This is a genomic window from Halorubrum tebenquichense DSM 14210, from assembly GCF_000337415.1.
Classification (GTDB): Archaea; Halobacteriota; Halobacteria; order Halobacteriales; family Haloferacaceae; genus Halorubrum; species Halorubrum tebenquichense.
Genome location: NZ_AOJD01000034.1, coordinates 21,937 through 44,621, shown reverse-complemented (window position 1 = coordinate 44,621; position 22,685 = coordinate 21,937). Strand labels below are relative to the sequence as shown.

Here is a 22,685-nt window from a genome sequence, read left to right as displayed (position 1 = left end):
CCCAGCCTCGTCGGTCGCCGTCGCTTCGCTCGGCGACCGACTCCAGCGAGAATCGGAGGTCCCTCCCTACTCGCGGCCTCCGGCCGCTCACAGGCACGCGCCACCGCTAACCACACGATCTCGATCCTCCTCGAAACTCGGCTACCCCCTGAAAAGACTCGCGTGGACCGGGGCGTGGTCGGCGTCGCCGCGGTCCGGGCGATTGTCGCCCTCGTCGTCGCCCTCGTCCGAGACCGCCCGGCCGTCGACGCCGTCCGCGAGGAAGTCGCGGACCGGCGGCCCGACGTGTTCGGGCTCGACGAGGAACGCGTCGTGGCCGTGGTCGGAGTCGATCACGTGGTGCGCGGCCGGGACCTCGGCCTCGCCGAAGGCGTCGGCGAGGGAGGCCGACTGCTCGACGGTGAAGTGCCAGTCGGCGGTGAAGCTCACGAGGAGCGCCTCGCCCTCGAAGGCGGCGAGCGCGTCGGCGTCGGTGCCGTGGCCCGCGGCGAGGTCGTACTCGTCCATCGCGCGCGTCAGGTAGAGGTAGCTGTTCGCGTCGAAGCGGTCTCCGAACCCCTCCGCTTGGTAGTCGAGGTACGACTCGACCTCGCGGTACGGGAAGAAGCCGGCCGTCGGCTCCGGCGGCAGCCCGAGGTCGCCGTCCTCGCGCGTGAGCGAGTCGCGGCCCGCCGAGCGCCGCCCGAACTTCCGCTCCATCGACGCCTTCGAGAGGTACATGATGTGGCCGATCTGACGGGCGATCGCGAGCCCCTCCGTCGGGTCCGGCCGGTCGTCGCCGTAGTAGTCGCCGCCGTTCCAGTCGGCGTCCGCGCGGATCGCCCGCCGCGCGACCGCGTCGAGCGCGAGACACTGCGCGTCGAGCCGCCCGGCGGTCGCGATGGCGACCACGCGGTCGACGTCGTCGGGGTACCGCTTCGCCCACTCCAGGGCGTTCATCCCGCCGACGCTCCCGCCGACGACCGCCCGGAGCCGCCCGACGCCGAGGTGGTCGAGCAGCCGCCGCTGCGCCCGCGCCCAGTCCTCGACCTGAACCGGCGGGAACGCGGTCCCCCACCGGTCGTGATCGGGCTCCTCGCGGAGGTCGAGGTCCGCGGGCCGCTCGCTGGCCGGCCCGGTCGTGCCGTAACAGGATCCGGGGACGTTCGCGCAGACGACGTAGTACTCCGTCGTGTCGATGGCCTTCCCCGGCCCGACGACGTCGTCCCACCACGCGCGGGCCTGTCCGGCCTGTCCGGCCCCGGCGGTCTCCGCGTCGCGCTCCGGCTCCGGCGACCGCGCGACGTTCTGGCTCCCGGTGAGCGCGTGACAGACTAACACGACGTTGTCGCCGTCGAACTCGCCGTGGGTCTCGTAGGCGACCTCGAAGTCGGGCACCGACTGCCCGCACTCGAAGGTGAACTCGCCGAGCGAGGCGACGCCGTGGTCGGTCGGGACGGCGCTCATCGATCCTCCCCTCCCTCCCCGGCCGCGCCCCCGTCGTCTCCGGCCTCACCCGTCGCGGCGCGCTCGCCCGCCGCCAGCCCCGCGTCGAGGTCGGCGATCACGTCGTCGGCGTCCTCGATGCCGACCGAGAGCCGGAGCATCTCGGGGGAGACGCCCGCGAGCCGCCGTTGCTCTTCGTCCATCTGCGCGTGCGTCGTGGAGGCCGGGTGGATGACGAGCGTCTTCGCGTCGCCGATGTTCGCGAGGAAGCTCGTCAGCTCGACCGACTCGCAGAACGTCTTCGCGGCCTCGTAGCCGCCGTCGACGCCGAAGGTGACCATCCCACCGAAGCCGTCGAGATACTCGGCGGCGTTGGCGTGGCTCTCGTGGTCCTCGAACCCCGGGTACGACACCCAGTCGACGCGCTCGTCGTCGCGGAGGAACTCGGCCACCTCCCGCGCGTTCTCACAGTGGCGCTCCATCCGCAGCGGGAGGGTGTTGAGCCCCTGGATCGTCTGCCACGCGTCGAAGGGCGACTGCTGGCCGCCGGTCGGCCGCACCCCGCGCTGGCGGGCGACGTTGGCGAACGCGGCGTCGCCGAACTGCTCGACGAAGTCGATCGGGTACGCGGGCGACTCGCCGTCCAGTTCGTCGTAGTCGGCGTCCGGGTGGTCCCACGGGAACTGCCCGCCGTCGACGACGACGCCGCCGACCGTGGTGCCGTTGCCCGTGATCCACTTCGTCGTCGACTCCCACGTGATGTCCGCGCCGTGCTCGAACGGGCGGCAGAGGTACGGCGTCGCGAAGGTGTTGTCGACGACGAGCGGGACTGCGCGGTCGTGGGCGATGTCGGCGAGCCGCTCGAAGTCGGGGGTGACGAGCGAGGGATTCGCGATCGTCTCGACGTGGACGAACGCGGTGTCGTCGTCGATCGCGTCCGCGTACGCCTCGTAGTCGAGCGTGTCGACGAGCCGCGCCTCGATCCCCCGGCGGTCCGCGATGCTCGTGAGGTACGCGGCGGTGCCGCCGTACATCTCCGAGCTGGCGACGACGTTGTCGCCCGCGCTCGCGAGGACCGTCGTGATCGCGTCGAACGCGGCCATCCCCGAGCCGGTCGCGACCGCGTCCGACCCGCCCGAGAGGTCCGCCAGCCGGTCCTCCAAGGCGTTCACCGTCGGGTTCGAGAGCCGGGAGTAGATGTGGCCCTCCGCCCGGAGCGCGTACAGCTCCGCCGCCGTGTCCGCGTCGTCGAAGACGTACGAGGTCGTCTGGTGGATCGGCGTAGCGCGGGCACCGGTGGCCGAGTCGGGCTCGGCTCCGGCGTGGAGACTCCGGGTGGAAAACCCACGTGTCATGTTTGTTGCTCATACGTCTACGTACTTCTATAATCGTCAGTTACGGCAATTGATGCCCCTTCGACGGGGGCCGCGGTCCCGTCCCGCCGACCGCGCCGCTCCCGTCTCCCCGAAGCGTGCGTTTATGACCGATCGAGCGCCAAGCGGTGGTAATGGCAGTCGCCGCCCCAGTCCCCGACCTCGCCGACCGCGCGACCGACTGCGCCGACCGACTGCGCGAGGCCGGTCGGGTCCTCCTGGCCTCTCACATCGACGCCGACGGGATCACGAGCGCCGCGATCGCGTCCACCGCGCTCGCTCGGGCCGGGGTCGACCACGAGGTCGTCTTCGAGAAGCAGCTGGACGAGGCGTCGATCGCGGGGATCGCGGCCCGCGAGTACGACGTGGTGCTTTTCACCGACTTCGGCTCCGGCCAGCTGGACATGATCGCCGACCACGAGGCGGCCGGGGACTTCGTGCCCGTCATCGCCGACCACCACCAGCCCGCCGACCGCGACACGCGGTACCACCTCAACCCGCTGCTCGAAGGAATCGACGGCGCGAGCGAACTCTCCGGGGCCGGCGCGAGCTACCTGCTCGCCCGCGCGCTGGAGGGACCCGACGGCGACAACCGCGACCTCGCCGGGCTGGCGGTCGTCGGCGCGGTCGGCGACATGCAGGACTCGACCGACGGCCTCGTCGGTGCCAACGAGGCGGTCGTCGCCGACGGCGTCGACGCGGGCGTCCTCGACGCGCGGACCGACCTCGACCTCTACGGCAGACAGACCCGCCCGCTCCCGAAGTTCCTGGAGTACGCCTCCGACGTGAAGATTCCCGGGATCACCAACGACGAGGCGGGGGCGATCTCCTTCCTCACCGACCTCGACGTCGACGTGAAACGCGACGGGGAGTGGCGGCGCTGGGTCGACCTCGACGCCGACGAGCGCCGCGCGGTCGCCTCCGCGCTGATGCGCCGCGCGGTCGCCTCGGGCGTCCCCTCTGACCGGATCGAGGCGCTCGTCGGCACGGCGTACACGCTCGTCGACGAGGAGGTCGGCACCGAACTGCGCGACGTGAGCGAGTTCTCGACCCTGCTCAACGCGACCGCCCGCTACGAGCGCGGCGACGTCGGCCTCGCGGTGTGTCTCGGCGACCGCGGCGACGCCCTCGCGGAGGCCCGGCGGCTCCTCCGCACCCACCGCCGGAACCTCTCGGAGGGCCTCCAGTGGGTCAAAAACGAGGGCGTCACCCACGAGGAGCACCTCCAGTGGTTCGACGCCGGGTCGCGCATCCGCGAGACCATCGTCGGCATCGTCGCCGGGATGGCGGTCGGCTCGCCCGGGGTCGACCGCTCGAAGCCGGTGATCGCCTTCGCCGAGAAGAGCGCCGAGGAGCTGAAGGTGTCCTCGCGCGGGTCGCACGCGCTCGTCCGGCGGGGCCTCGACCTCTCGACGGTGATGCGCGAGGCGAGCCGGTCCGTCGGCGGCGACGGCGGCGGCCACGACGTCGCCGCGGGCGCGACCATCCCGACCGGCGAGCGCGACGCGTTCCTCGCCGAGGCGGACCGGATCGTCGGCGAACAGCTCTCGTGAGCCGTGGGCGGGCGGCCGTCCCCGACGATCACCCGACCGTCCGGCGCACCCACCCCGCAGCGCCGTCCGGGACCGACCCCGTGGGATCTTCGGTCTGGAGCGTCCCCTCGCCGTCGACCGCGCGGACGACGACCTCGCGCTCCCCGTCGGGCTCGAAAACGTGTCGCCACTGCCGCCAGACGTCGGCGTCGGGGAGCGCCTCGGAGAGGTCGGCGTCGGTCCACGTGTCGCCGCCGTCGGTCGACACCTCGACGCGGTCGATCCCGCGCGTCCCCGCGTAGGCGTGGCCGGCGAGTTCGGTCCGGCCGTCGCTCAGCTCCGTGATCCCCTCGTCCCAGAGCTTGGCGACCGTCTTCACCTCGCCGGTCCCCTCCCAGCCGCGCTCCTCCCAGTAGCCGTCGTCCTCGACGTTCAGCAGCTCGATCTCCGAGAGCCACTTCACGTTCGTCTCGCCCCAGTGCCCCGGGATCAGCACCCGGACCGGGTGGCCGTGACCGGACGGCAGCTCCTTGCCGTTCATCCCCCACGCGAGGAACCCCTCGGCGAGGACGTCGACCGGGAACTGGACGTAGTACCCGTCCTCGCCGCGCAGCATCGCGCAGTCGCACTCGCCCTGCGGGTCGACGGACTCAAGCAGCGGCCGGATCGGAGTCCCGGTCCAGACGGCGTTGTCCAGCTTCGGCCCGTTCAGGTCCTCGCCGACGCAGCGGAGCGTTATCGCCCGGTGTTCGACCGGGCGGTCGATCAGTTCGTCGAAGGTGACCGTCCGATCGGACTCCGTCTCGCCGGTGAACGTCAGCGACCACTCCTCGGCGGTGACCTCGGGGTCGAACTCCGCGATGTCGACGTTGTAGAACTCCCCGATCGGACTCACCATCCCGTGGAGGTCGTCGCTCTCGACCGACAGCGACGCCGCGTCGAGTTCCTGAAGCCGCGTGGCCGCGCCCTCCGACCGCGGGGCGTCGGGGAGCGGGCCGTCGCCCGACGCGAGCGCCCGTCGCCCCACCGCCGTCGCGCCGACGAACCCGAGCGCCCCGGCGACGACGCCGAGGGTCCGGCGGCGCACCGCGTCGACGACCGCCGACGAGTTCCTCACGGCGGCGGGATCGTCTCCGGACGGCGCGGCCGACGGGGGGAGCCACCCGGTCCCGACGACGGTCGCCGCGGGGAGCGCCGCGCCCAGCGCCCCGGTCGAGACGCCGGTCAGACCCGCGGCGAGCAGCCACGACCCGACGCCGGCGACGGCGACGCCCGCGGCCCGCCGCTCGGTGCGTGCGGCGATCCGGAGGCCCGCGAACGCGATCGCACCGAACAGCCCGGTCGCGACCGTGACCGCCATGGCGATGTGGATCAGGTGTCCCGCGTCGCCGAGCGTCTCGATCGCGGTCGTCACGACCGGACCGGGGGTCAGGTTGACGATGGTCTGGTCGATGGGCCGAACGACGAACGACGGCGTCCACCCCGTGACGAGGTACGACCCGGCGACCCCGGCCGCGCCGGCCGCCGCCGCGAGGAGCGTCTCTCGATTCTCGGTAACGTTGATCATGATTTACGTAGCGGTCACGGTCACTTGAACCACGTCCTCGACCGTCGGGCACTCGTGGCCGTCCCCCGTCGCTCCGCCGAGACATCCGGCGAGTGCGGGCGTCGCGAGTCCGCCGCTCGTCGCCGGGAACCGCCGTCGCGCGTCTCGTCTCGTCATGGTCTCCACGAGGGCGATAGCGGGGAGATATATTTTCAACTACCGGACAAATTCGGGGCGGAGTCGGGGCGAGGTCCGTTCAAACTTCGTCCCGGATCGCGTCGCTGTCGGCGGGTTCCCTGACGGGACGGCGGAACAGTATCGACGGACAAACGAACGAAAAGCGCCGCGTCAGGCCTCGCCGAGGTCGCGGAACATCGCGCGGTAGTCGTCGGTCGACAGCGACTCGCCGAGGTCGTCGATGTCGGCGTCCAAGTCCTCCAGCCGCTCGACGAGTTCGGCGTAGGCCTCGTTCCCCTCGCGCTGTGCGGCCGGCTTCTGTGAACTCAACACGGCGCGCTTGCTGGCGAGCGCGGCGGCCTCCCGGACGAGGTCGTCGTACTCGCTGCGTGTCAGGAGCGTGTCGATGGCCGCGAGCAGCTTCGAGCGGCTCACCGGCTTGGTGAGATACAGGTCGAACCCCATATCGATGATGTCGAAGTCCGGCTCGACCGCGGTGACCATCGCCACGCGGCAGTCGTACCCCTCCTCGCGGATGTGCGCTAAGACGTCGTCGCCGCTCCCGTCCGGGAGCCGCCGGTCGAGCAGCACCACGTCGACGGCGGCGTCGACCCGATCGATCGCCTCGGCGGCGGTCTCGGCGACGTCGACCGCGTACTGCTCCTCGAGGAAGCCGGCGTACAGCGCCGCGATGTCGGGCTCGTCCTCCACGACGAGTATCGACGGCTCGCTCACCGTCGATCACCGTCGCGCGTGACGGGGGACGCTTCACCGGGCATACACGAAGGAGCGGTATGTCGAGAGATAAAACTGTCGCCGTTCGTTCGCCCGATGTACTGAACCGTCTTTTATATACACCGGCCGCCAAAGGGGAGACGAATGTCAGAACTCGTCTCCACCGGGGTCGAGGGGCTCGACTCCATTCTCACCGGCGGCATCACCGAGCGATCGACGGTCCTCGTCTCGGGGAACCCGGGCACGGGCAAGAGCATCTTCGGAATCCAGTACCTCCACCACGGCGTCTCCGAGCACGGCGAGCGCGGGGTCTACGTCTCCTTCGAGGAGGACGAGGCCGACATCCGCGGCGCGGCCGAGTCGGTCGGCTTCGAGGGGTTCGACGAGATGGTCGACGACGGCGACATCGTCATCTTAGACAAACGCGAGATGCTCCGCGAGACCGACTTCTCGACGGCGGTCGATCGGCTGCTTGACACCGTCGAGGACGGCGACTTCGACCGCCTCGTCCTCGACTCGCTGTCGATGTTCCAGCTCTTCTTCGACGCCGAACAGGAGAAGCGCACGTACCTGCTGAAGTTCTCGGACATCCTCAAGGCGAACGGGCTCACCTCGCTGCTCATCAACGAGCAGGGCGCTGTCTTCCCCGACACCGAGGTCGGCCTAGAGAACTTCCTCACTGACGGGAACATCTACTTCATCCAGACGCCGACCGACTCCGGCGTCAACCGATACGTCTGGGTGGCGAAGATGCGGAAACAGGACATCGACACCGACATCTTCCCGATGGAGATCGGACAGGGAGGGATCACGGTCCACGAGCGCGCGGGCGGCTTCTCGATGATGGGCGGCTCCGACGACCGGCCGTCGTTCTGACAGAGCGGGGGCCGCCGGTTCGACCGACTACTCCCGCGAGGAGAGGTCGCGCCAGACGTCGTCGAGGCGGTTCTTCACCGCCGACCGCTCCTCCACCTCGACGGTGAGCCCGTCCCGGAAGTCGACCTCGACCCCGTCGACCTTCCGGCGGTACACCTTCACCCGCCGGTGTTCGTCCGAGAGCGGGCGATCGTGTAACTCCAGTAGGTCCGCCTCCTCCAACTCGTTGATCCGCCGGTAACACGTCGCGATCGGGACGTCCAGCTGGTCGCTGAGGTCCTGCGCCGACTTCGCGTCGCCCGTCGCCGTCAGGATGTCCGTGTTGTATTTGTTACCGAGTACGGTGATCAGATCGTCCCCCACCATTCACGTTATCGAGATTGATTTTTATCTCTTATAATGGTACCGGTCGTTGCCTCGATCGGCGAACGCTCCGGCTTCGGCGGACGGGAGGGAACCACGCCCGATTCGACGCGACGCTCGGCTCGACTGTGTTATCGCCGCTGATACCCGCCCCCGTGGGTTTATTATCGGCGTTCGAGCAGGAGCAGTATGGAGCTCATCGAAGGGTTGTACCTGATGACGACCACCGTGTTGGCCGGCGCGAGCGCGACGCTCGTCGCGTTCGCGGTCGCGGCCTATCGATCGTCCGGTCGCACGGCGATGGCGTACCTGGCGGTCGGCTTCGGACTCGTCGTCCTCGCGGCGGTCGGCACGCCCGCGGTCGCGTTTTGGACGGGGTTCGCGAACCCGGAGGCGCTGTTTCTGGTCAACACCGGGCTGCTGGCGGCGTCGATGGCGCTCGTCGCCGGGAGCCTCGCCGTCTACGAGCCGGGGACACAGGAGTTCGTCATTCCCGAATCGGAGCTGTCGCGCCTGCGTGACCGGTGAGGACGTGGCCGCCGTCTCGCAGTCGCCAGACCCTCGTCAGTTCGACCTCGTGACCCGGATAAAAGGGGCGTAATACCCTCCCCGACGCGCTTTTGATTTCGGATCCCGTACGGATGGCGATGACAGTTCCCTGTCGAGATCGGGTCGCGGGCGAGAGCGCGGAGCCGGCTCCGCGGAGGTGTCGGCAGACCGAACGGGTTCGACCCCTGAGGCCGCGACGATGACCGCCCCTGACGCCCGCGGCGACCGCTCGACGGTCGCCCGCGTCTCGGACCTCGCCGCGCGCGCCGGCATCGGTGCCGGGGTCACGGTCCTCGTGAGCGTCCTGCCGTTCGTCGGACTGATCGCCCCCGCCGTCGGCGGCGGCGTGGCCACCTGGACCGACGAGTCCGCGGCCGCTCGCGGCCCGCGGATCGGGGCTGCCACGGGGGCGCTCGTCGCGGTGCTGTCGCTGCCGCTGACGTTCCTCGCGGTCTGGATCGCGGCCGCCGTGTCGCCCGCGGCGACCGTCGGCGTCCTCGGACTCACGCTCCTCGGCGCGGCGTACGTCGTCGGCAGCGGCGCGCTCGGCGGCTACCTCGCGGACCGGATCGCGGCGGACCGCGAGCGCTCTCCGGTCCCCGCCGACGCGGCGACCGAACCACCGATCGAGCGCCTCAAACACCGCTACGTCGAGGGCGAACTCACCGACGCGGAGTTCGAGCGACGCCTCGACCGGCTGCTGGCCGATGACGACGACCGCGAGGGCCCCGCGTCGCGAAGCCGGTCCGAACGAGTCGACTCACCGGTCCGCGATCGCGAGCGCTGACGCGCTCCGAAACCGCGAGCCCCGCCGTTCTCTCTCGTCTGTCCGTCTTGCTCACCCTCGACTGTCCGTCTCCCAGCCAAGCTTCGACCTTCAGGCGTGTTACCGTTAATCTACGACAGATCCAGTCCTGATACTGCCGTGACGAGATCGTTGATAAATTCTGTAACTATAAATCTGAAAATAGCGCAGAAATCGCATGACCGCAGCCGTTTATCAGTTTGAATAACCGGGCAAGTGATCTTAAGTAGGAACTTCCCATCGCTATCGATAACGCCCGCCGGGCAGGCCGGGGGCCGACGCAACACACAATGTTCGAAACCATACTGGACGAGGAAGAGCGCGGTCAAGTGGGGATCGGCACCCTCATCGTGTTCATCGCGATGGTGCTGGTGGCGGCGATCGCCGCCGGCGTGCTGATCAACACGGCCGGGTTCCTCCAGACGCAGGCGGAAGCAACGGGCGAGGAGAGTACAAGTCAGGTCTCAGACCGGCTTCAGGTGGTGAGCACTTCCGGGAATGTGACGGATCTTAACATCAGCAACACGAGTACAGAGCGTGCGATCGACGAGCTCCAAGTCACCGTCGCGCAGTCTCCGGGTGCTGGGAACATCGATCTCACCGAAGTGACTGTGGAACTGATCGGAACGGGTGGACAGGTCACGGGCGAACTCAGCCAGAATGAGATCGACATTTTCACCGGAGACTCCGACGATGTCGTTCTGACCGACAGCGGTGATCGTGCGGAGATCACGCTGAATCTCAACAATAGCACGGGTGAGTTCGGCTACAATCTGGAGCCGGATGGGAGCGATGGCGGTCTCAACGCCGGTGATAGCCTCTCGGTGACGTTCACGACTGCCTCCGGCGCGACGACGAGCGTCGAACTTCGTGTCCCGACGACGCTGACTGATGAACAGACTTCGGTGAGGCTGTAACAATGTTCGAATTCATAACTAACAACGAGGAGCGCGGTCAGGTGGGTATCGGCACCCTCATCGTGTTCATCGCGATGGTGCTGGTGGCGGCGATCGCCGCTGGCGTGCTGATCAACACGGCCGGCTTCCTCCAATCACAGGCTGAAGCAACGGGTCAAGAAAGTACAGACCTTGTCTCGGAGCGAATCGATGTTTCCAGTGAAGTCGGGATTGTCGGTAATGCAGATTCGGGCGAACTTGACGCAATTCGAGTGAGCGTTTCCGGTGCGGCCGGCTCAAGTCAGATCGATCTGTCAGAGACAACTATCCAAGCAGTTGGTCCGAACGGACAGGCGAATCTCGTGTTCACGGATACGTCTGCCAATGGTACGGATCTGACTTCTAGTAGCGCTGTCAACGCAAGCCAGCTCAACGCGAGCAAATTTGCGGTACAGGACAGTTCCGGGTCGTTCATCTCGGCGGATAGTGCGGTCCTAGACGGCGAGCAGGACTACGCAATCGTAGTGAATCCCAGTGCACAGCCGTTCGGTAGTCTCGATGCGGACAGCGTCAATGCTAGTGACGGAAGTTACACCTACGCGCATCTGAGCGGTTCTGAGGAGTCGTTCGGTCAGGGGGACACCTCATCGCTTGAGATCGTCTCGCCGTCGTCGGCGACGACTTCGGTTGAACTGAGTGCGCCCGACCTCTTCACCGAGGACGGCGAAGCGGTCCGGCTCTAAGAGCCCGAACAACGCGGTAACCACCTTGCGGCGGCTCGGCCGCCCGCAACACCTATTTTTCGGCGTGCGCTACCACGACCCATGAGTGACGACGAGGCGCTGCCGGCCGACCCGGAGGAGCTCGACTTCACCGACGACGAGAACGTCGTCGAGATCGGGGACGGGCGCTACGTCGTCGGGACGAACGGCCGGCCCAACGTCGGCCGGTCGCGCGGGCAGCGCCGCGCGCCGCCCGCGGACGACGACTCCGACTTCACCGCGGCGGATCCGGCGAACCCCTCGGACCGCCGGCCGGCCGGCGACGACCCACAGGCGAGTGCGGCCGGTCCCGGCGTCGGCGAACGCGGTCACCCCACTGGCGGCCAACCCAACGCCGGGGGGCAACCCTCCGGCGGCAAGCCCTCCGGCGGAGGACAGCCCGGCGGCGGACAACCGCCGCCGAACGCCCCTGGAGGGCAGCGTCAGAATCGGTCCGCAGCCGGTGGCAACGAGGTCGACCGACAGGCGGTGAGCCGGTGGCTGGCCGATTCTTTCGAGGGCGACGGGTTCGCGTACGGCATCGACGCGACGCTCCACGCGAACGGCGACACCACCCGGCAGCGGATGGTCTCGAACGACGTGACGGCGATGTTCGACACGCTCGTCTCGTGGTTCGCGTCGAACGCCGGCCCGAGTTCGCCGACCCCGGAGGCGATCGGGCTGCTGCTCGCCGCGAGCGAGACCACCGTCGACATCCCGCCGGTGATGATAAAGCGGTTCGCGGCGAGTCAGGGACTCTCCGCGAGCGACAGCATCGGCGACCTGGTGCGCGCCGCCGAAGAGCAGGGCGGGTTCAGGATCGAGTGACGCCCGTCAGCGGACCGGGACGCCCGCTTCGGTCCTCACAGTAGCACGTACAGCGCCACGCCGATCAGGGCGAATATCACGTAGAGGCCGGCCATCACCTCTCGCTTCAGGGAACTCCCCAGCGGTCGGGCGGTGAGCCGCCGGATCGGCGGGAGGATCGCGATCCCCGCGAGGATCAGCGGGATGGAGCTAATCGCTCCGATGCTGAGCGCGACGACAATCGTTCCGTACCCGACAGCGTAACAGCCGCGCCGCCAGAGCTGCTCGCGGTCGTTGAGGTCGGCCATGTCCGCGAAGCCGTCGCCCCCGCCACTGTCGCCGCCCCCCTCTCCGCCGCCCCCGCCGCCGGCGACCTGTTGCGCCTGCCGCTGGACGTACTCGTCGAGCTCCTCGGCCGCGTCCTCCGTCTGCGGAGCGCCGCACTCCGCGCAGTATCGGTCTCCGTCGTCGGTCGGCGCGTCACAGCGGGGACACGATGGCATTCTGATCGAAATCCCACTCCCGTCGGATTTAATTCTTCGGGGACCGCTCGATCGCCGGACCACGCCGTCGTCTTCCGATCTTCCGGATCGAGGCGTCCGAACTCGCGCTGCGATTTTTGTCGGTGATAATCGAGAGGGTACGCTTTAGTCGGTGACTCGCGGACTCTTGCCTAACCGACGGTGGGCCGGGCCGCGGCCCGCCACTCGAAAATTCACACACGATGACATCCGAACGCCCTCCGGACGACGCTGACCGCCCCGCGGACGACCCGACTTCGCGCGACGAGCGCCCCGCCGCTGCGGAGCCGACCGCGCGGCGCTCGACGCACCGGGCCGCCGGCCTCGCGCTCGTCGCCTGCCTCGCGCTCGTCGCCGCCGCGGCCGCCGGCCCCGGAGCCGTCGCCCTCTCGCCCGAGGGTCCGACTCCGACGGCTCAGGCCGGCGACGCCGCCCCGCTCACCGCGGACAACCGTCAGGCAATCGACGCCAGGTCGTCTGATCGCGCCGAGATCAGCGGCGGGTTCAGCCGGGACGTGTACACGGGCATCGCCGGCGACCCCGTCAGGATCAGACACGCCGTCGACGCCTCCGACGGCGACGAGGCGTACCTGCTCATCGGGGGGAACCGACTCACCGACACTGGACAGTCGGTCGGATTCGTCGACGTCGTCAGAGTGACCGGCTCCGAAACCACGATCAACACGCGAACCCTCGGGACCGACGCGACGAACGTCGAGAGCTGTAGCGAGGTCGACTGTAACATCGAATTTCAGAACGAGGACGGGGACGTGATCGCAGAGAACCTCTCCGAACTGTCGGGCGCGACCGGTGCCGGTGGACTCCCGCGCCCGATAGCCCCGCAGCGGTACCGGCTCGCGATCACCAACGGGACGTTCGTCGTCGAGGACTCGGGGCAGGTGACGCCGGTCGAGATGGCCGGGCGGGCGGAGCTCGTCTTGCAGAAGCCGACGTTCCACGACGAAATCGAGGTGTTCACCACCGCGGACCGTAACGACATTCCGGATACCGACCCCGACGCCGAGGAGTCGCTCGACGCGCTCCGGGAGAACGGGCTCGACCGGACCGCGGTGACGAAGGGCGACCGCGTCGTGCTCGGCTTCGAGTCGAGCGGGATCTGGGGCGCGCTCTCGCACTTCGCCGGGTCGACCGAGGACGTAGAGGCGGGAACGGAACTCGACCACACCGTCCTGGACAGCTTCCTCGGTGCCGAGGAGGGGGTCTCGCTCCGGGTCCGACAGACCAACCCCGGCCGGAACCAAGCGGCGTCGGAGTTCGATCTCTCGGCGGCCGACTCGGACGACGTCTCCCTGATCCTGGCCGACGCGAGCGAGGGAACGGCCGGCGACGACGACCCGACTGCGGGCCGCTTCTACCTCGTCTTGGACACGAGCGACGGGGGGCCGTTCACGAGGGACCCCGAACCCGGCGACGAGTTCGCCGTCGAGTTCGCGCTGGAGGGAACCGAGGGCGAGCGGTACGCGTTCGCCGACGGCGGCGAGCCGCCCGCGGCGTTCGACGGAACCTCGTCGGCGTCCGGGCAGTTCCCCTACTGGGAGGCGGCGGACGAGACCGTGAGCGCCGAGGCGTCGTTCAGTGTCCGGGAGCGGTACATCCGGTACGACCACGTCACCGACGACGGCGAACTCCTCGTTGAGGCGGACGGCGGAACGGTTACGGGGACGACCTCGATAATTCCGGTCGAGGAGATGGCCGCGAACTTCGTGAATGACGCCGGCGAGCCGATCCGGACGGAGGCGTCGATGGAGGTCTCGGACGGGAACTTCACCATCGACGCCGACCTCGACGACGTTTCGCCCGGCACCCGCCTGAACTACGAGCTGTACCAAGGCACGTCACTCAAGGACAGTCGGAACGTCGTCGTCGTCTCCAACACGTCGGAGCCGGACCGGCTCGCGATCGAGAACGTCACCGCGAACGTCACCGTCATCGAGGACGGGAACCTCTCCGCGCTCGATGTCGACGTTCGCAACGTCGGGGGGGTCGAAGGCGAGGGAACCCTCGCGCTCGACGTCGACGACGGGAACCTCACCGCCTCGCGCGACCTGACGCTGTCCGGGAACGAGTCGCGCACCGTGGCGTTCTCGTCCGTTAGCGTCGACCGTCTCGACCCCGGCGAGTACCAGTTCTCGGTCGCGCTCGACAACGATGTCCGGAACGGGACGCTCGTCGTCACCGACGACCCGGCGAAGACGACGCTCGACGACGATGACGACGCGGGCGACGACGGCAACGGTACCGACGACGGGGATTCGACCGACTCCTCAGACGCGGGAGAGGGCGGGTCGGCCGACGGCTCGTCGACGGGAAGCGAGAACGGCTCGGAGTCGGAGGATAACGGCTCGGAGTCGGACGGCGACTCCCCGGACCCGGACGGCGAGCCGGGCGGCGAGGACGGGGACGACGGGGCGGCGACGTTCCTCCCGTTCGGCATCGGGACGCGCGAGACGTTCGGCGGAACGGTCCTCGTCGGGGCGACGTACCTCCTCGGTCACTGGGTGTGACTCGCCGTTCGGTTCGCAGCTGCTCCTCGCCTCCCCGATCCATTCTCAGCGCTGAGAACCGCGGGGGAGCGATTAAGTGATCGCTACACCCCGATTCAGACAACAATGGCTACGCGGGTACTCATCGCCGACGACTCGGAGTTCATGCGGAACCTCCTCCGGGAGATCCTCGAAGGGGAGTTCGAGATCGTCGGGGAGGCGGAAAACGGCGTCGAGGCGGTCAACATGTACGAAGAGCACGGGCCGGACCTCGTGATGATGGACATCGTGATGCCGATCCGCGACGGGATCGAGGCGACGACGGAGATCTTAGAGGACAACCCCGACGCGACGGTGATCATGTGTACCAGCGTCGGACAGGAGGAGAAGATGAAGGCGGCGATCAAGGCGGGTGCTGAGGGGTACATCACGAAGCCGTTCCAGAAGCCGAACGTGCTCGACGCCATCGGTTCGGCGGTATAATGCGCGTCGACGTCCGCGCGCTCGGCGCTTGTAACCGCCTCGCGGAGCAGGGGGCGAAACAGGCCGCGGGTGCGCTCTCGGATCTCACCGGGACGGACCTCGCGGTCGAGGTGACCGGCGCGAGCGTCGCCAGCGGGCAGGACCTCGCGGAGTCGTTCGCGGGCCGAGAGTCCATCGGCGTGAGCGTCGGCCTCCGCGGCGGGTTAGACGGCGAGGCGGTCCTCGCGTTCGACGCCGTCAACGCCGACGCGCTGCTCTCGCTTTTACCGGGCGGGCAGTCGATGGAGCGGAGCGCGGTGACGGAGGTCGGCAACATCGCGCTTGGCGGCTTCCTCGACGGCTGGGCGAACTACCTCGGGAAGGCGATCGACATGTCGCCGCCGCGGTACTTCGAGGCGGACGGCGCGGCGGTGCTGCCGGACGGGGCGCTCGCCGGCGACGGCGTGTTCCTCTTCGAGAGCCGGCTGGACGCGACGACGACCGACCTCGACTTCTCCATCTACATGCTGCCCGACTCGGGCCCGTTCCGGGACCTCATCGTCGGGAAGACGGCCCCCGCGGCGGCGGCCGGTGACGCGCCCGGCGCGGCGGCGAACGACGGCACCACCAGCACGGCGGTCCCCTACGAGTCGCTGTCGACGTTCTCGTCGCTGGCGAAGGAGGGGTCGGCCAACGCCGCCGACAACATCGCGATGATGACCGGGCTGGAGACGAGCGTCGACGTGAGCCGGCTCCGGTTCGTCCCGCTCGCCGACGTGCCCGCGGAGGTCGGCACCGAGCCGCACGCGGGCACGGTGTTCGAGCTACAGGGGCAGCCGAGCGGCTACCTCGCCATCCTCTTCGAGGAGTCGTCGGCGGCGGCCGTCGCGGACGCGATGCTCCCGATGGAGCCCGACGAGCCGCTCGGCGACATGGCCGAGAACGCGCTCTGCGAGCTCGGCAACGTGATGACGAGCGGGTTCATCGACGGCTGGGCGAACGTGCTCGGCACGACCATCACGCACTCCCCGCCGGAGTTCGTCCACGACATCGGCGCGTCGACGATCAGCCCGCTCGTCGCGAAGTTGAGTGAGCGACAGGACTACGGGTTCGTGATCGACACCGCCATCCGGACGGAGGGGATTCAGGCGCGGTGCGACGTGTACGCGCTCCCCGACGAGCGCGAACTGGCCCGGGCGCTCGATAGACTCTCGGAGCCGTGACCCGCTCGCTCTCCGACGATCGGCCGGACGACCCGGCGGACCGAACGGGGAGCGACGCGGTCGCCGACGCGGAGCCGGCCGCCGTCACCGGTGGTCCCTCGGCCGACGACCGCGGCCGGATCAAGGTCGGCGTGGGCGAGCTCGCGGTCACGAGCGAGGACGCGACGCTGACGACCAGCGGCCTCGGCTCTTGCGTCGCGGTCGCGCTCGTCGACGACCGGGCGGGCGTCCGCGGGCTCCTCCACGCCATGCTGCCGGCGGGTGAGGGGCGAACCACGGCGGCTTCGCGGCCCGCGAAGTACGTCGACACCGGGGTTGACACCCTGATCGCGGCCATCGACGACGCCGGCGGCGACCCCCGGCGATTGGAGGCGCGGGTCGCCGGCGGGGCCGAGATGCTCGACCTCACCGACGCGGTCGGGCCGCGGAACGTCGAACGGGTCGGCGAAGTGCTCGACGCGGCCGGCGTTCCGATCGTCGCCAGCGACGTCGGGGACACCGTCGGCCGGACAGTTCGGTTCGGTCCCGACGGTCGCCTCGTCGTCCGGGCCGCGGACGGGTTCGAACGCGCGATCTGACAGCCGTTCGGCCGCCGACTTCTCTCCCGTGTGTTCCGCGTTCCCCGTTACAGCGCTCCGTCGGAGCGACCTCCGTCTCGTGACGTGCTTTCTCATGGCTGATATTTTGAGGGGTGAATTGAAGTAGCTTCTGCGGGTCGTACACGGTAATGGGCCTCGAACTACCGGTGTGGGGAGCTCCAACCGCCGCCTGGGCAGTCGCCACGCTGGGGCTCGTCGGTGCGAGCGTCCTCGACAGGTTCCTCGACGACGACGGATCCGACGACGACGGTTCCGGTGGTATGGACGGTAACGATGACCCCTTCGGCGGCGACATGGGCGGCGGCGGCGACATGGGCGGCGGAGGGATGGGCGGCGGCATGGGCGGCGGTGACGGTGGCGGCGACGGCTTCGACGACTTCGACGGCATGGACGAGTGGGACGACGAGTTCGACGACGGCGGCGGCGGTGGCGGCGGCGGTGCCGCGACCGACGAGCTGGAGAACCGGCTCGACGAACTGGAGAACGAGGTCGCCTCGCTCTCCTCGACCGTCTCGACGGTCCGTTCCGAGAACGAGGAGATCTCCGCCGCGGTCGACGACATCGAGGAGGACGTCCGCAACCTCCTCGACATCTACGAGATGGTCACGCGCGGCATCAACCCCTTCGTCGACGACGGCGGCGGCTTCGACAGCGTCGCCGGCGGCGGCGAGGGGTCGTTCGGCATCTTCGACGACGAGGACGGCGGCGAGGAGGAGGACCTCGACGAGGACGTGGCGAACGCGGACGCGGACGGGTTCTTCGACGACGATCTCCTCGACGAGGAGGAGCCGGACGGCTTCGACGACGAGGCCGAGGACGACGGCGATTTCGACGACCTCGACGACGAGCTCGACGATGACCTCGACGACGGGGACGGGTTCGACGACCTCGACGATGACCTCGACGACGACTTCGACGAGGAGTTCGAGGAACTGGACGACGACAGCACGGACGACGCCGCGTCCGACACCGAAACGGCGGACGACGGAGACGATATGAACGACGATGGAAAGAGTTTCAGCGAACTGAAAGAAGAGTACGACTCCGGGGAGGCCGACTGGGCCGAGGAGGGCGACGACGCCGCGGACGAGGGCCCGTTCGACGACGGGGACGACTCGTTCGCTGACCCCGGCGACGAGACCGACTCGTTCGACGAGGCCGACGACGGCCTCGGGGACGACGGCTTCGAGGACGACGGCCTCGGGGACGACCTCGGCGGCGTCGACGACGGCTTCGACGAACCGGCCGATCCGGAGCCGGCCGGCGCGGCGGCCGACCCCGAACCGGCCGCAGATTCCGCGCCCGACCGACAGCCCGGCGGCGACCCCGCCGAGGCCTCCGGGGGCTTCCAGTACGTCGGCGAGGACGACCTCTCGAGCGGGAGCGGCCGCGGCAAGCCGTACCTCACCGAGCTGCCCGGCGACTACGTGGGCGACCTCCTCGTGATGGAGTGGCTGGAGTTCCTCGTCTCCGAGAGCGACGTCACCGACGCGGTGCGCGCGATCAACTACTACGAGCGGATAGAGTGGATCGGCCCCGACGCCGCGGCGCGGCTCCGGGACTTCCTCTCCGGGTTCGGCACTATCGACCGCAACCTCGTCGACCGGCCGGGCACCGACCGGCTCGTCCGCGAGCACCACACCCGCAGCCTCCGGTACGTGACCCAACTCAACGGCACCAACAGCCAGACGGTCCTCCTGGACCGCTGGGACGACCTGGCCGGCGGGTCGCTCGTCGGCGGCGGACGGCCGGTCGGCGGTCGCCGGGACGGCCGACACCGCGGGCGGGTCGACTCCGGCCACGACGGCCGAGCGAACCGCGCCGACCGCAACGGCCACGACGGCCGCGGCGAGCGGCCGGCACCGGAGCGGAACGGTCACGACACGTCCGAGCGCGGCGACGCGCCCGACGCCCGCGAGCGGCGGACGAACGGCGCGGACCACGCCGATGCGGACCACCGCGACGACCGACGCGATCGGAACGGCTCGACGCGACCGATGAACGACCCGAATCCCCGTTCCGACCGCGCCGATCCGGCCGACGGAGGGTGGGGAGATGGGCGTTAGCGTCTCCGCGTCCACGGCCATCATCGTCGCGGGGCTGTTCTTCGCGTTCACGACGTTTTACCCCGTGGCGGCCAACGGGCTCGACCGCGTCTCCGACGCCCAACACGGCGTCAACGAGCGCGCGCTGGAGCGACAGAACACCGACTTCACCGTGACGAACGCGACGTTCAACGGGTCGAGCGGCGTCCTCACGGTCAACGCCACCAACGAGGGATCCGTCGGGCTCGTCGCGGACGACGCGACGCTCGTCGTCGGCAACGAGTACGTCGACGTCGGCGGGGCGAACGCCACGACCACCGTCGACGGCGACGGCGACACCGCGCTCTGGCTCGGCGACGAGACGCTGCGCGTCGAGATCGCCGAGAGCGACCTCTCGACCGACGTGGTCGGGAACGAGACCCGGGTCATCCTCGTCGTCGAGTCCGGCGTGCGCGACGCCGGGACAGTGACGGAGGTGAGCGCATAGATGGCCAGCGTTCCCGTCTCGCACCTCATCCTGTTCATCGCGAGCCTCGTCATCGCCGCCGGCGTCGTCGGCACGATCACCACCGGCGTCGACCGGGTGAGCGCCGCCGTCGACGACGCGGGACTCGACGCGACCGAGACGCTCCGGACCGACGTGACGATCATCTCCGACGCGAGCGCGGGGGTGTACAACGCGAGCGGCAACGACAACGTGACCCTGCTGATCAAGAACACCGGCACCTACCGGCTCGCCCCAGACGGCTCCGACCTCGACGTCGTCTTCGACGGCGCGTACGTCGGGCCGGACGCGACCTCCGGCGAACTCGTCTCCGCGGACGGCGCGAACGCGTGGAGCCGCGGCGACGTGCTCCGGCTCACGATCAACGTGGACGCGATCCAGGGGTCGGACGGTACCCTCGACGACGGCGACCACCGGCTGTTCCTCACCGTGAACGGCGACGAAGAGCTGTTCCAGTTCCGCGTGGAGGAGAACTGAAATGCCACACGACAACCTACTCTCTCTGGGACTCGGGGAGCGCGACCGACTGAACAAGGAGCTCGGCGGCGGCATCCCGCGCGGCAGCATCGTCCTCATGGAGGGCGACTACGGGGCCGGCAAGAGCGCCATCTCCCAGCGGTTCGCCTACGGACTGGTTCAGGAGGGCGCGTCGGTGACGATGATGTCGACGGAGCTCACCGTCCGCGGGTTCATCGACCAGATGCACTCGCTGGAGTACGACATGGTGAAACCGCTGCTTCAGGAGGAGCTGCTCTTCCTCCACGCCGACTTCGATTCAGGAGGTGCGTTCTCCGACGACGACGGCGAGCGCAAGGAGCTGCTCAAGCGGCTGATGGACGCCGAGGCGATGTGGAACTCCGACGTGGTGTTCCTCGACACGTTCGACGCCATCTTCCGGAACGACCCCACGTTCGAGGCCTTGGTCCGGAAGAACGAGGAGCGGCAGGCCGCCCTGGAGATCATCTCCTTCTTCCGCGAGATCATCTCGCAGGGGAAGGTGGTGGTGCTCACCGTCGACCCCTCGGCGGTCGACGACGAGGCGATTGGCCCCTTCCGCTCCATCGCCGACGTGTTCTTGGAACTGGAGATGATCGAGGTCGGTAACGACATCCGGCGACAGATCAACGTCAAGCGGTTCGCGGGCATGGGCGAGCAGGTCGGCGACACGATCGGGTTCTCGGTCCGGTCCGGAACCGGTATCGTGATAGAGAGCCGCAGCGTCGCCTGACACATGGCCCGCAGACGCACAGTCGGTCCGCGCGCCCGGACCGCGACCAACACGGCGACACGGCGTGGGACATGACCGAACACGGCACCGCACAACCGTCCGACGAGCTCCGAAAGGCCGCCATGCGGCGGCCCCACCTCCGGGAACACCTCCGCGAGTTCAAACAGATCACGGGGGAGTTCCCGCAGTTCGTTGAGGAGCCGAAAGACGAGTACGAGTCCGACCGGCCGAACGTCATCTACCCTGTGGGCGGTCCCATCTACAGCCACATCTACGGCGACCTCGGACAGGACACGAAGTACTACGCCATCGAGCCGGAGGTCACCGGCCCGCAGGTGGAGGTGCTCAACGAGGTGAAAAACCGGCTGCTCACCGCCAGCGGCCAGCACACGGCACCGGACAACGAGGCGGAGTACGACGACCTCATCGAGGAGCTGTTAGAGGAGGTCACCCACGTCGACGACACCTCCTCCGGCTGGCGGCGCGGCATCTCGAAGCTGAAGAACTTCGGGAAGCTGTCGGTGACCGAGGAGACCTACGAGAACATCCGGTATCGGCTCAACCGCGACATCGTCGGGCTCGGTCCCCTCGAACCGATCATGCGCGACCCGGCCAACGAGGACATCCACGTCATCGGTCCCAAGGAGTGTCACGTCGACCACGGGACCTACGGCATGCTGGAGACGACCGTCGACTTCGGCACGCCACAGGAGTTCGACAACTGGCTGCGGAACATGGGCGAGCGGATGGGCGACCCGCTCTCCGACTCGGACCCCATCGTCGACTCCACCCTCCCGGACGGCTCCCGTATCAACATCATCTACTCCGACGACGTCTCGCTGAAGGGCTCCTCGCTCACGATCCGGCAGGGAGACGAGGTGCCGCTGTCGATCAACCAGATCACGAACTGGGGGACGCTCTCTCCCCAGCTCGCCGCGTACCTCTGGCTCTGTCTGGAGAACGAGCAGACCGTGTTCGTCGTCGGCGAGACGGCCTCGGGGAAGACGACGACGCTGAACGCCATCCTCTCGTACATCCCCGACGACTCGAAGATCTACACCGCGGAGGACACCGCCGAGGTCATCCCGCCGCACAACACCTGGCAGCAGCTGTTGACCCGCGAGGGCGGCGACGAGGGGTCCTCAGACGTCGACATGTTCGACCTGGTCGCCGCCGCGCTGCGGTCGCGCCCCGACTACATCATCGTCGGCGAGGTCCGCGGTGCCGAGGGGCGCATGGCGTTCCAGGCGGCCCAGACGGGCCACCCGGTCATGCTGACGTTCCACGCCTCGGACATCGTCTCGATGATCCAGCGGTTCACCTCCGAGCCGATCAACGTCCCCGAGACGTTCATGGACAACGCCGACGTGGCGCTGTTCCAGAACCGCGTGAAACAGGGCGATCAGGTCCTGCGCCGGGTGACGAGCGTTCAGGAGATCGAAGGGTACTCCAAGGAGATGGAGGGGGTCGTCACCCGCGAGGTGTTCAGCTGGGACCCCGTCGAAGACGAGATCGTCTTCCAAGGGATGAACAACTCCTACGTGTTAGAAGAGCAGATCGCGACGCTGCTGGGGTACGCCGACACCCGCGACATCTACGACGACCTCGACTTCCGCGCGGAGCTGATCGAGCGGATGATCCAGGAGGGCATTCTGGGCTACCACGAGGTGAACGACGCGATCAACTCCTTCCAGCGCGACGGCGTCGAGGGGCTTCCCTTCGACATGCACCGGAACACGAGGTAGCGATCATG

The 22,685-nt window shown here is 68.7% G+C and carries 23 protein-coding genes; 16 read left to right on the top strand and 7 right to left on the bottom strand.

The window, feature by feature from the left end; translation table 11 throughout:
• Nucleotides 1-141 precede the first annotated feature (141 nt).
• Entirely contained in the window at nt 142-1,446 is a 1,305-nt protein-coding gene (metX, locus tag C472_RS06215) for a homoserine O-acetyltransferase MetX (RefSeq protein WP_006628957.1), read from the bottom strand.
• Nucleotides 1,443-2,780, bottom strand: a complete 1,338-nt coding sequence (locus tag C472_RS06210; RefSeq protein WP_006628956.1) for an O-acetylhomoserine aminocarboxypropyltransferase/cysteine synthase family protein — start codon at nt 2,778-2,780, stop codon at nt 1,443-1,445. The genes metX and C472_RS06210 overlap by 4 nt, the downstream gene beginning before the upstream one ends.
• 152 nt (nt 2,781-2,932) lie before the next feature.
• Here C472_RS06210 and C472_RS06205 point away from each other — a divergent pair, with 152 nt between their 5' ends.
• Complete coding sequence (locus C472_RS06205) at nt 2,933-4,351, top strand: single-stranded-DNA-specific exonuclease RecJ (RefSeq protein ID WP_006628955.1); 1,419 nt, start codon at nt 2,933-2,935, stop codon at nt 4,349-4,351.
• A 28-nt stretch (nt 4,352-4,379) separates the two neighbouring features.
• Here C472_RS06205 and C472_RS06200 read toward each other — a convergent pair whose 3' ends face one another.
• From C472_RS06200 to C472_RS06195, 3 genes are all read right to left on the bottom strand, one after another.
• A complete protein-coding gene (locus C472_RS06200; protein ID WP_006628954.1) occupies nt 4,380-5,897 on the bottom strand; it encodes a molybdopterin-dependent oxidoreductase in 1,518 nt (505 codons plus the stop codon).
• 3 nt (nt 5,898-5,900) lie between these two features.
• Entirely contained in the window at nt 5,901-6,053 is a 153-nt protein-coding gene (locus C472_RS17350) for a hypothetical protein (protein ID WP_162471229.1), read from the bottom strand.
• A 171-nt stretch (nt 6,054-6,224) separates the two neighbouring features.
• Nucleotides 6,225-6,788 (bottom strand): HalX domain-containing protein, encoded by a 564-nt coding sequence (locus C472_RS06195; RefSeq protein ID WP_006628953.1) that lies wholly within the window; start codon nt 6,786-6,788, stop codon nt 6,225-6,227.
• Between the two features lie 144 nt (nt 6,789-6,932).
• Here C472_RS06195 and C472_RS06190 point away from each other — a divergent pair, with 144 nt between their 5' ends.
• The gene (locus tag C472_RS06190; RefSeq protein WP_006628952.1) at nt 6,933-7,664 is read left to right on the top strand and encodes an RAD55 family ATPase; all 732 of its coding nucleotides are present in this window, start codon (nt 6,933-6,935) and stop codon (nt 7,662-7,664) included.
• Between the two features lie 27 nt (nt 7,665-7,691).
• Here C472_RS06190 and C472_RS06185 read toward each other — a convergent pair whose 3' ends face one another.
• Nucleotides 7,692-8,030 carry a helix-turn-helix domain-containing protein gene (locus C472_RS06185; protein WP_004597591.1) on the bottom strand — a complete coding sequence of 113 codons (339 nt, stop codon included), beginning with the start codon at nt 8,028-8,030 and terminating at the stop codon, nt 7,692-7,694.
• Between the two features lie 186 nt (nt 8,031-8,216).
• Between C472_RS06185 and C472_RS06180 the strand changes: the two genes are divergently transcribed.
• The 5 genes from C472_RS06180 to C472_RS06160 all read left to right on the top strand — a co-directional run bounded on the left by C472_RS06180 (nt 8,217) and on the right by C472_RS06160 (nt 11,866).
• Nucleotides 8,217-8,555 carry a hypothetical protein gene (locus C472_RS06180; RefSeq protein WP_006628951.1) on the top strand — a complete coding sequence of 113 codons (339 nt, stop codon included), beginning with the start codon at nt 8,217-8,219 and terminating at the stop codon, nt 8,553-8,555.
• A gap of 220 nt (nt 8,556-8,775) precedes the next feature.
• Complete coding sequence (locus tag C472_RS06175) at nt 8,776-9,363, top strand: SHOCT domain-containing protein (RefSeq protein WP_006628950.1); 588 nt, start codon at nt 8,776-8,778, stop codon at nt 9,361-9,363.
• A gap of 308 nt (nt 9,364-9,671) precedes the next feature.
• A complete protein-coding gene (locus tag C472_RS06170; protein ID WP_006628949.1) occupies nt 9,672-10,298 on the top strand; it encodes an archaellin/type IV pilin N-terminal domain-containing protein in 627 nt (208 codons plus the stop codon).
• A 2-nt stretch (nt 10,299-10,300) separates the two neighbouring features.
• A complete protein-coding gene (locus C472_RS06165; RefSeq protein WP_006628948.1) occupies nt 10,301-11,020 on the top strand; it encodes an archaellin/type IV pilin N-terminal domain-containing protein in 720 nt (239 codons plus the stop codon).
• A gap of 81 nt (nt 11,021-11,101) precedes the next feature.
• Entirely contained in the window at nt 11,102-11,866 is a 765-nt protein-coding gene (locus C472_RS06160) for a DUF7500 family protein (RefSeq protein WP_006628947.1), read from the top strand.
• A 35-nt stretch (nt 11,867-11,901) separates the two neighbouring features.
• On the opposite strand, the gene C472_RS06155 is transcribed toward C472_RS06160, so the two are convergent.
• Nucleotides 11,902-12,348, bottom strand: coding sequence for a zinc ribbon domain-containing protein (locus C472_RS06155; RefSeq protein ID WP_006628946.1), 447 nt, complete (start codon nt 12,346-12,348; stop codon nt 11,902-11,904).
• 221 nt (nt 12,349-12,569) lie between these two features.
• Here C472_RS06155 and C472_RS06150 point away from each other — a divergent pair, with 221 nt between their 5' ends.
• The 9 genes from C472_RS06150 to C472_RS06110 all read left to right on the top strand — a co-directional run bounded on the left by C472_RS06150 (nt 12,570) and on the right by C472_RS06110 (nt 22,677).
• On the top strand, nt 12,570-14,891 hold the full coding sequence (locus tag C472_RS06150) for a BGTF surface domain-containing protein (RefSeq protein WP_006628945.1): 2,322 nt from the start codon (nt 12,570-12,572) through the stop codon (nt 14,889-14,891).
• A 105-nt stretch (nt 14,892-14,996) separates the two neighbouring features.
• Nucleotides 14,997-15,353: a chemotaxis protein CheY gene (gene cheY / locus C472_RS06145; RefSeq protein WP_006628944.1), complete on the top strand. Its 357-nt coding sequence runs from the start codon at nt 14,997-14,999 to the stop codon at nt 15,351-15,353.
• Complete coding sequence (locus C472_RS06140; RefSeq protein ID WP_006628943.1) at nt 15,353-16,555, top strand: chemotaxis protein CheC; 1,203 nt, start codon at nt 15,353-15,355, stop codon at nt 16,553-16,555. Before cheY ends, C472_RS06140 begins: the two co-directional genes overlap by 1 nt.
• A complete protein-coding gene (locus tag C472_RS06135) occupies nt 16,552-17,133 on the top strand; it encodes a chemotaxis protein CheD (protein WP_006628942.1) in 582 nt (193 codons plus the stop codon). Before C472_RS06140 ends, C472_RS06135 begins: the two co-directional genes overlap by 4 nt.
• Before the next feature lie 149 nt (nt 17,134-17,282).
• Nucleotides 17,283-19,220 carry a FlaD/FlaE family flagellar protein gene (locus tag C472_RS06130; RefSeq protein WP_006628941.1) on the top strand — a complete coding sequence of 646 codons (1,938 nt, stop codon included), beginning with the start codon at nt 17,283-17,285 and terminating at the stop codon, nt 19,218-19,220.
• Entirely contained in the window at nt 19,210-19,686 is a 477-nt protein-coding gene (locus C472_RS06125) for a flagellin (RefSeq protein WP_006628940.1), read from the top strand. Before C472_RS06130 ends, C472_RS06125 begins: the two co-directional genes overlap by 11 nt.
• A complete protein-coding gene (locus tag C472_RS06120) occupies nt 19,687-20,181 on the top strand; it encodes a flagellin (RefSeq protein WP_006628939.1) in 495 nt (164 codons plus the stop codon).
• Nucleotide 20,182: 1 nt separating this feature from the next.
• Complete coding sequence (locus C472_RS06115) at nt 20,183-20,932, top strand: ATPase domain-containing protein (RefSeq protein ID WP_006628938.1); 750 nt, start codon at nt 20,183-20,185, stop codon at nt 20,930-20,932.
• Between the two features lie 71 nt (nt 20,933-21,003).
• Nucleotides 21,004-22,677 (top strand): type II/IV secretion system ATPase subunit, encoded by a 1,674-nt coding sequence (locus tag C472_RS06110; RefSeq protein ID WP_006628937.1) that lies wholly within the window; start codon nt 21,004-21,006, stop codon nt 22,675-22,677.
• Nucleotides 22,678-22,685 lie beyond the last annotated feature (8 nt).

Excerpts from the sequence above, each read along its gene's own strand:
- C472_RS06170 (WP_006628949.1), top strand. The coding sequence starts at position 9,672 with ATGTTCGAAACCATACTGGACGAGGAAGAGCGCGGTCAAGTGGGGATC.
- C472_RS06125 (WP_006628940.1), top strand. The coding sequence starts at position 19,210 with ATGGGCGTTAGCGTCTCCGCGTCCACGGCCATCATCGTCGCGGGGCTG.
- cheY (WP_006628944.1), top strand. The coding sequence starts at position 14,997 with ATGGCTACGCGGGTACTCATCGCCGACGACTCGGAGTTCATGCGGAAC.
- C472_RS06130 (WP_006628941.1), top strand. The coding sequence starts at position 17,283 with ATGGGCCTCGAACTACCGGTGTGGGGAGCTCCAACCGCCGCCTGGGCA.
- C472_RS06140 (WP_006628943.1), top strand. The coding sequence starts at position 15,353 with ATGCGCGTCGACGTCCGCGCGCTCGGCGCTTGTAACCGCCTCGCGGAG.
- C472_RS06110 (WP_006628937.1), top strand. The coding sequence starts at position 21,004 with ATGACCGAACACGGCACCGCACAACCGTCCGACGAGCTCCGAAAGGCC.
- C472_RS06175 (WP_006628950.1), top strand. The coding sequence starts at position 8,776 with ATGACCGCCCCTGACGCCCGCGGCGACCGCTCGACGGTCGCCCGCGTC.
- metX (WP_006628957.1), bottom strand. The coding sequence starts at position 1,446 with ATGAGCGCCGTCCCGACCGACCACGGCGTCGCCTCGCTCGGCGAGTTC.
- C472_RS06155 (WP_006628946.1), bottom strand. The coding sequence starts at position 12,348 with ATGCCATCGTGTCCCCGCTGTGACGCGCCGACCGACGACGGAGACCGA.
- C472_RS06190 (WP_006628952.1), top strand. The coding sequence starts at position 6,933 with ATGTCAGAACTCGTCTCCACCGGGGTCGAGGGGCTCGACTCCATTCTC.
- C472_RS06120 (WP_006628939.1), top strand. The coding sequence starts at position 19,687 with ATGGCCAGCGTTCCCGTCTCGCACCTCATCCTGTTCATCGCGAGCCTC.
- C472_RS06160 (WP_006628947.1), top strand. The coding sequence starts at position 11,102 with ATGAGTGACGACGAGGCGCTGCCGGCCGACCCGGAGGAGCTCGACTTC.
- C472_RS06205 (WP_006628955.1), top strand. The coding sequence starts at position 2,933 with ATGGCAGTCGCCGCCCCAGTCCCCGACCTCGCCGACCGCGCGACCGAC.
- C472_RS06180 (WP_006628951.1), top strand. The coding sequence starts at position 8,217 with ATGGAGCTCATCGAAGGGTTGTACCTGATGACGACCACCGTGTTGGCC.
- C472_RS17350 (WP_162471229.1), bottom strand. The coding sequence starts at position 6,053 with ATGACGAGACGAGACGCGCGACGGCGGTTCCCGGCGACGAGCGGCGGA.
- C472_RS06165 (WP_006628948.1), top strand. The coding sequence starts at position 10,301 with ATGTTCGAATTCATAACTAACAACGAGGAGCGCGGTCAGGTGGGTATC.
- C472_RS06115 (WP_006628938.1), top strand. The coding sequence starts at position 20,183 with ATGCCACACGACAACCTACTCTCTCTGGGACTCGGGGAGCGCGACCGA.
- C472_RS06210 (WP_006628956.1), bottom strand. The coding sequence starts at position 2,780 with ATGACACGTGGGTTTTCCACCCGGAGTCTCCACGCCGGAGCCGAGCCC.
- C472_RS06185 (WP_004597591.1), bottom strand. The coding sequence starts at position 8,030 with ATGGTGGGGGACGATCTGATCACCGTACTCGGTAACAAATACAACACG.
- C472_RS06150 (WP_006628945.1), top strand. The coding sequence starts at position 12,570 with ATGACATCCGAACGCCCTCCGGACGACGCTGACCGCCCCGCGGACGAC.
- C472_RS06200 (WP_006628954.1), bottom strand. The coding sequence starts at position 5,897 with ATGATCAACGTTACCGAGAATCGAGAGACGCTCCTCGCGGCGGCGGCC.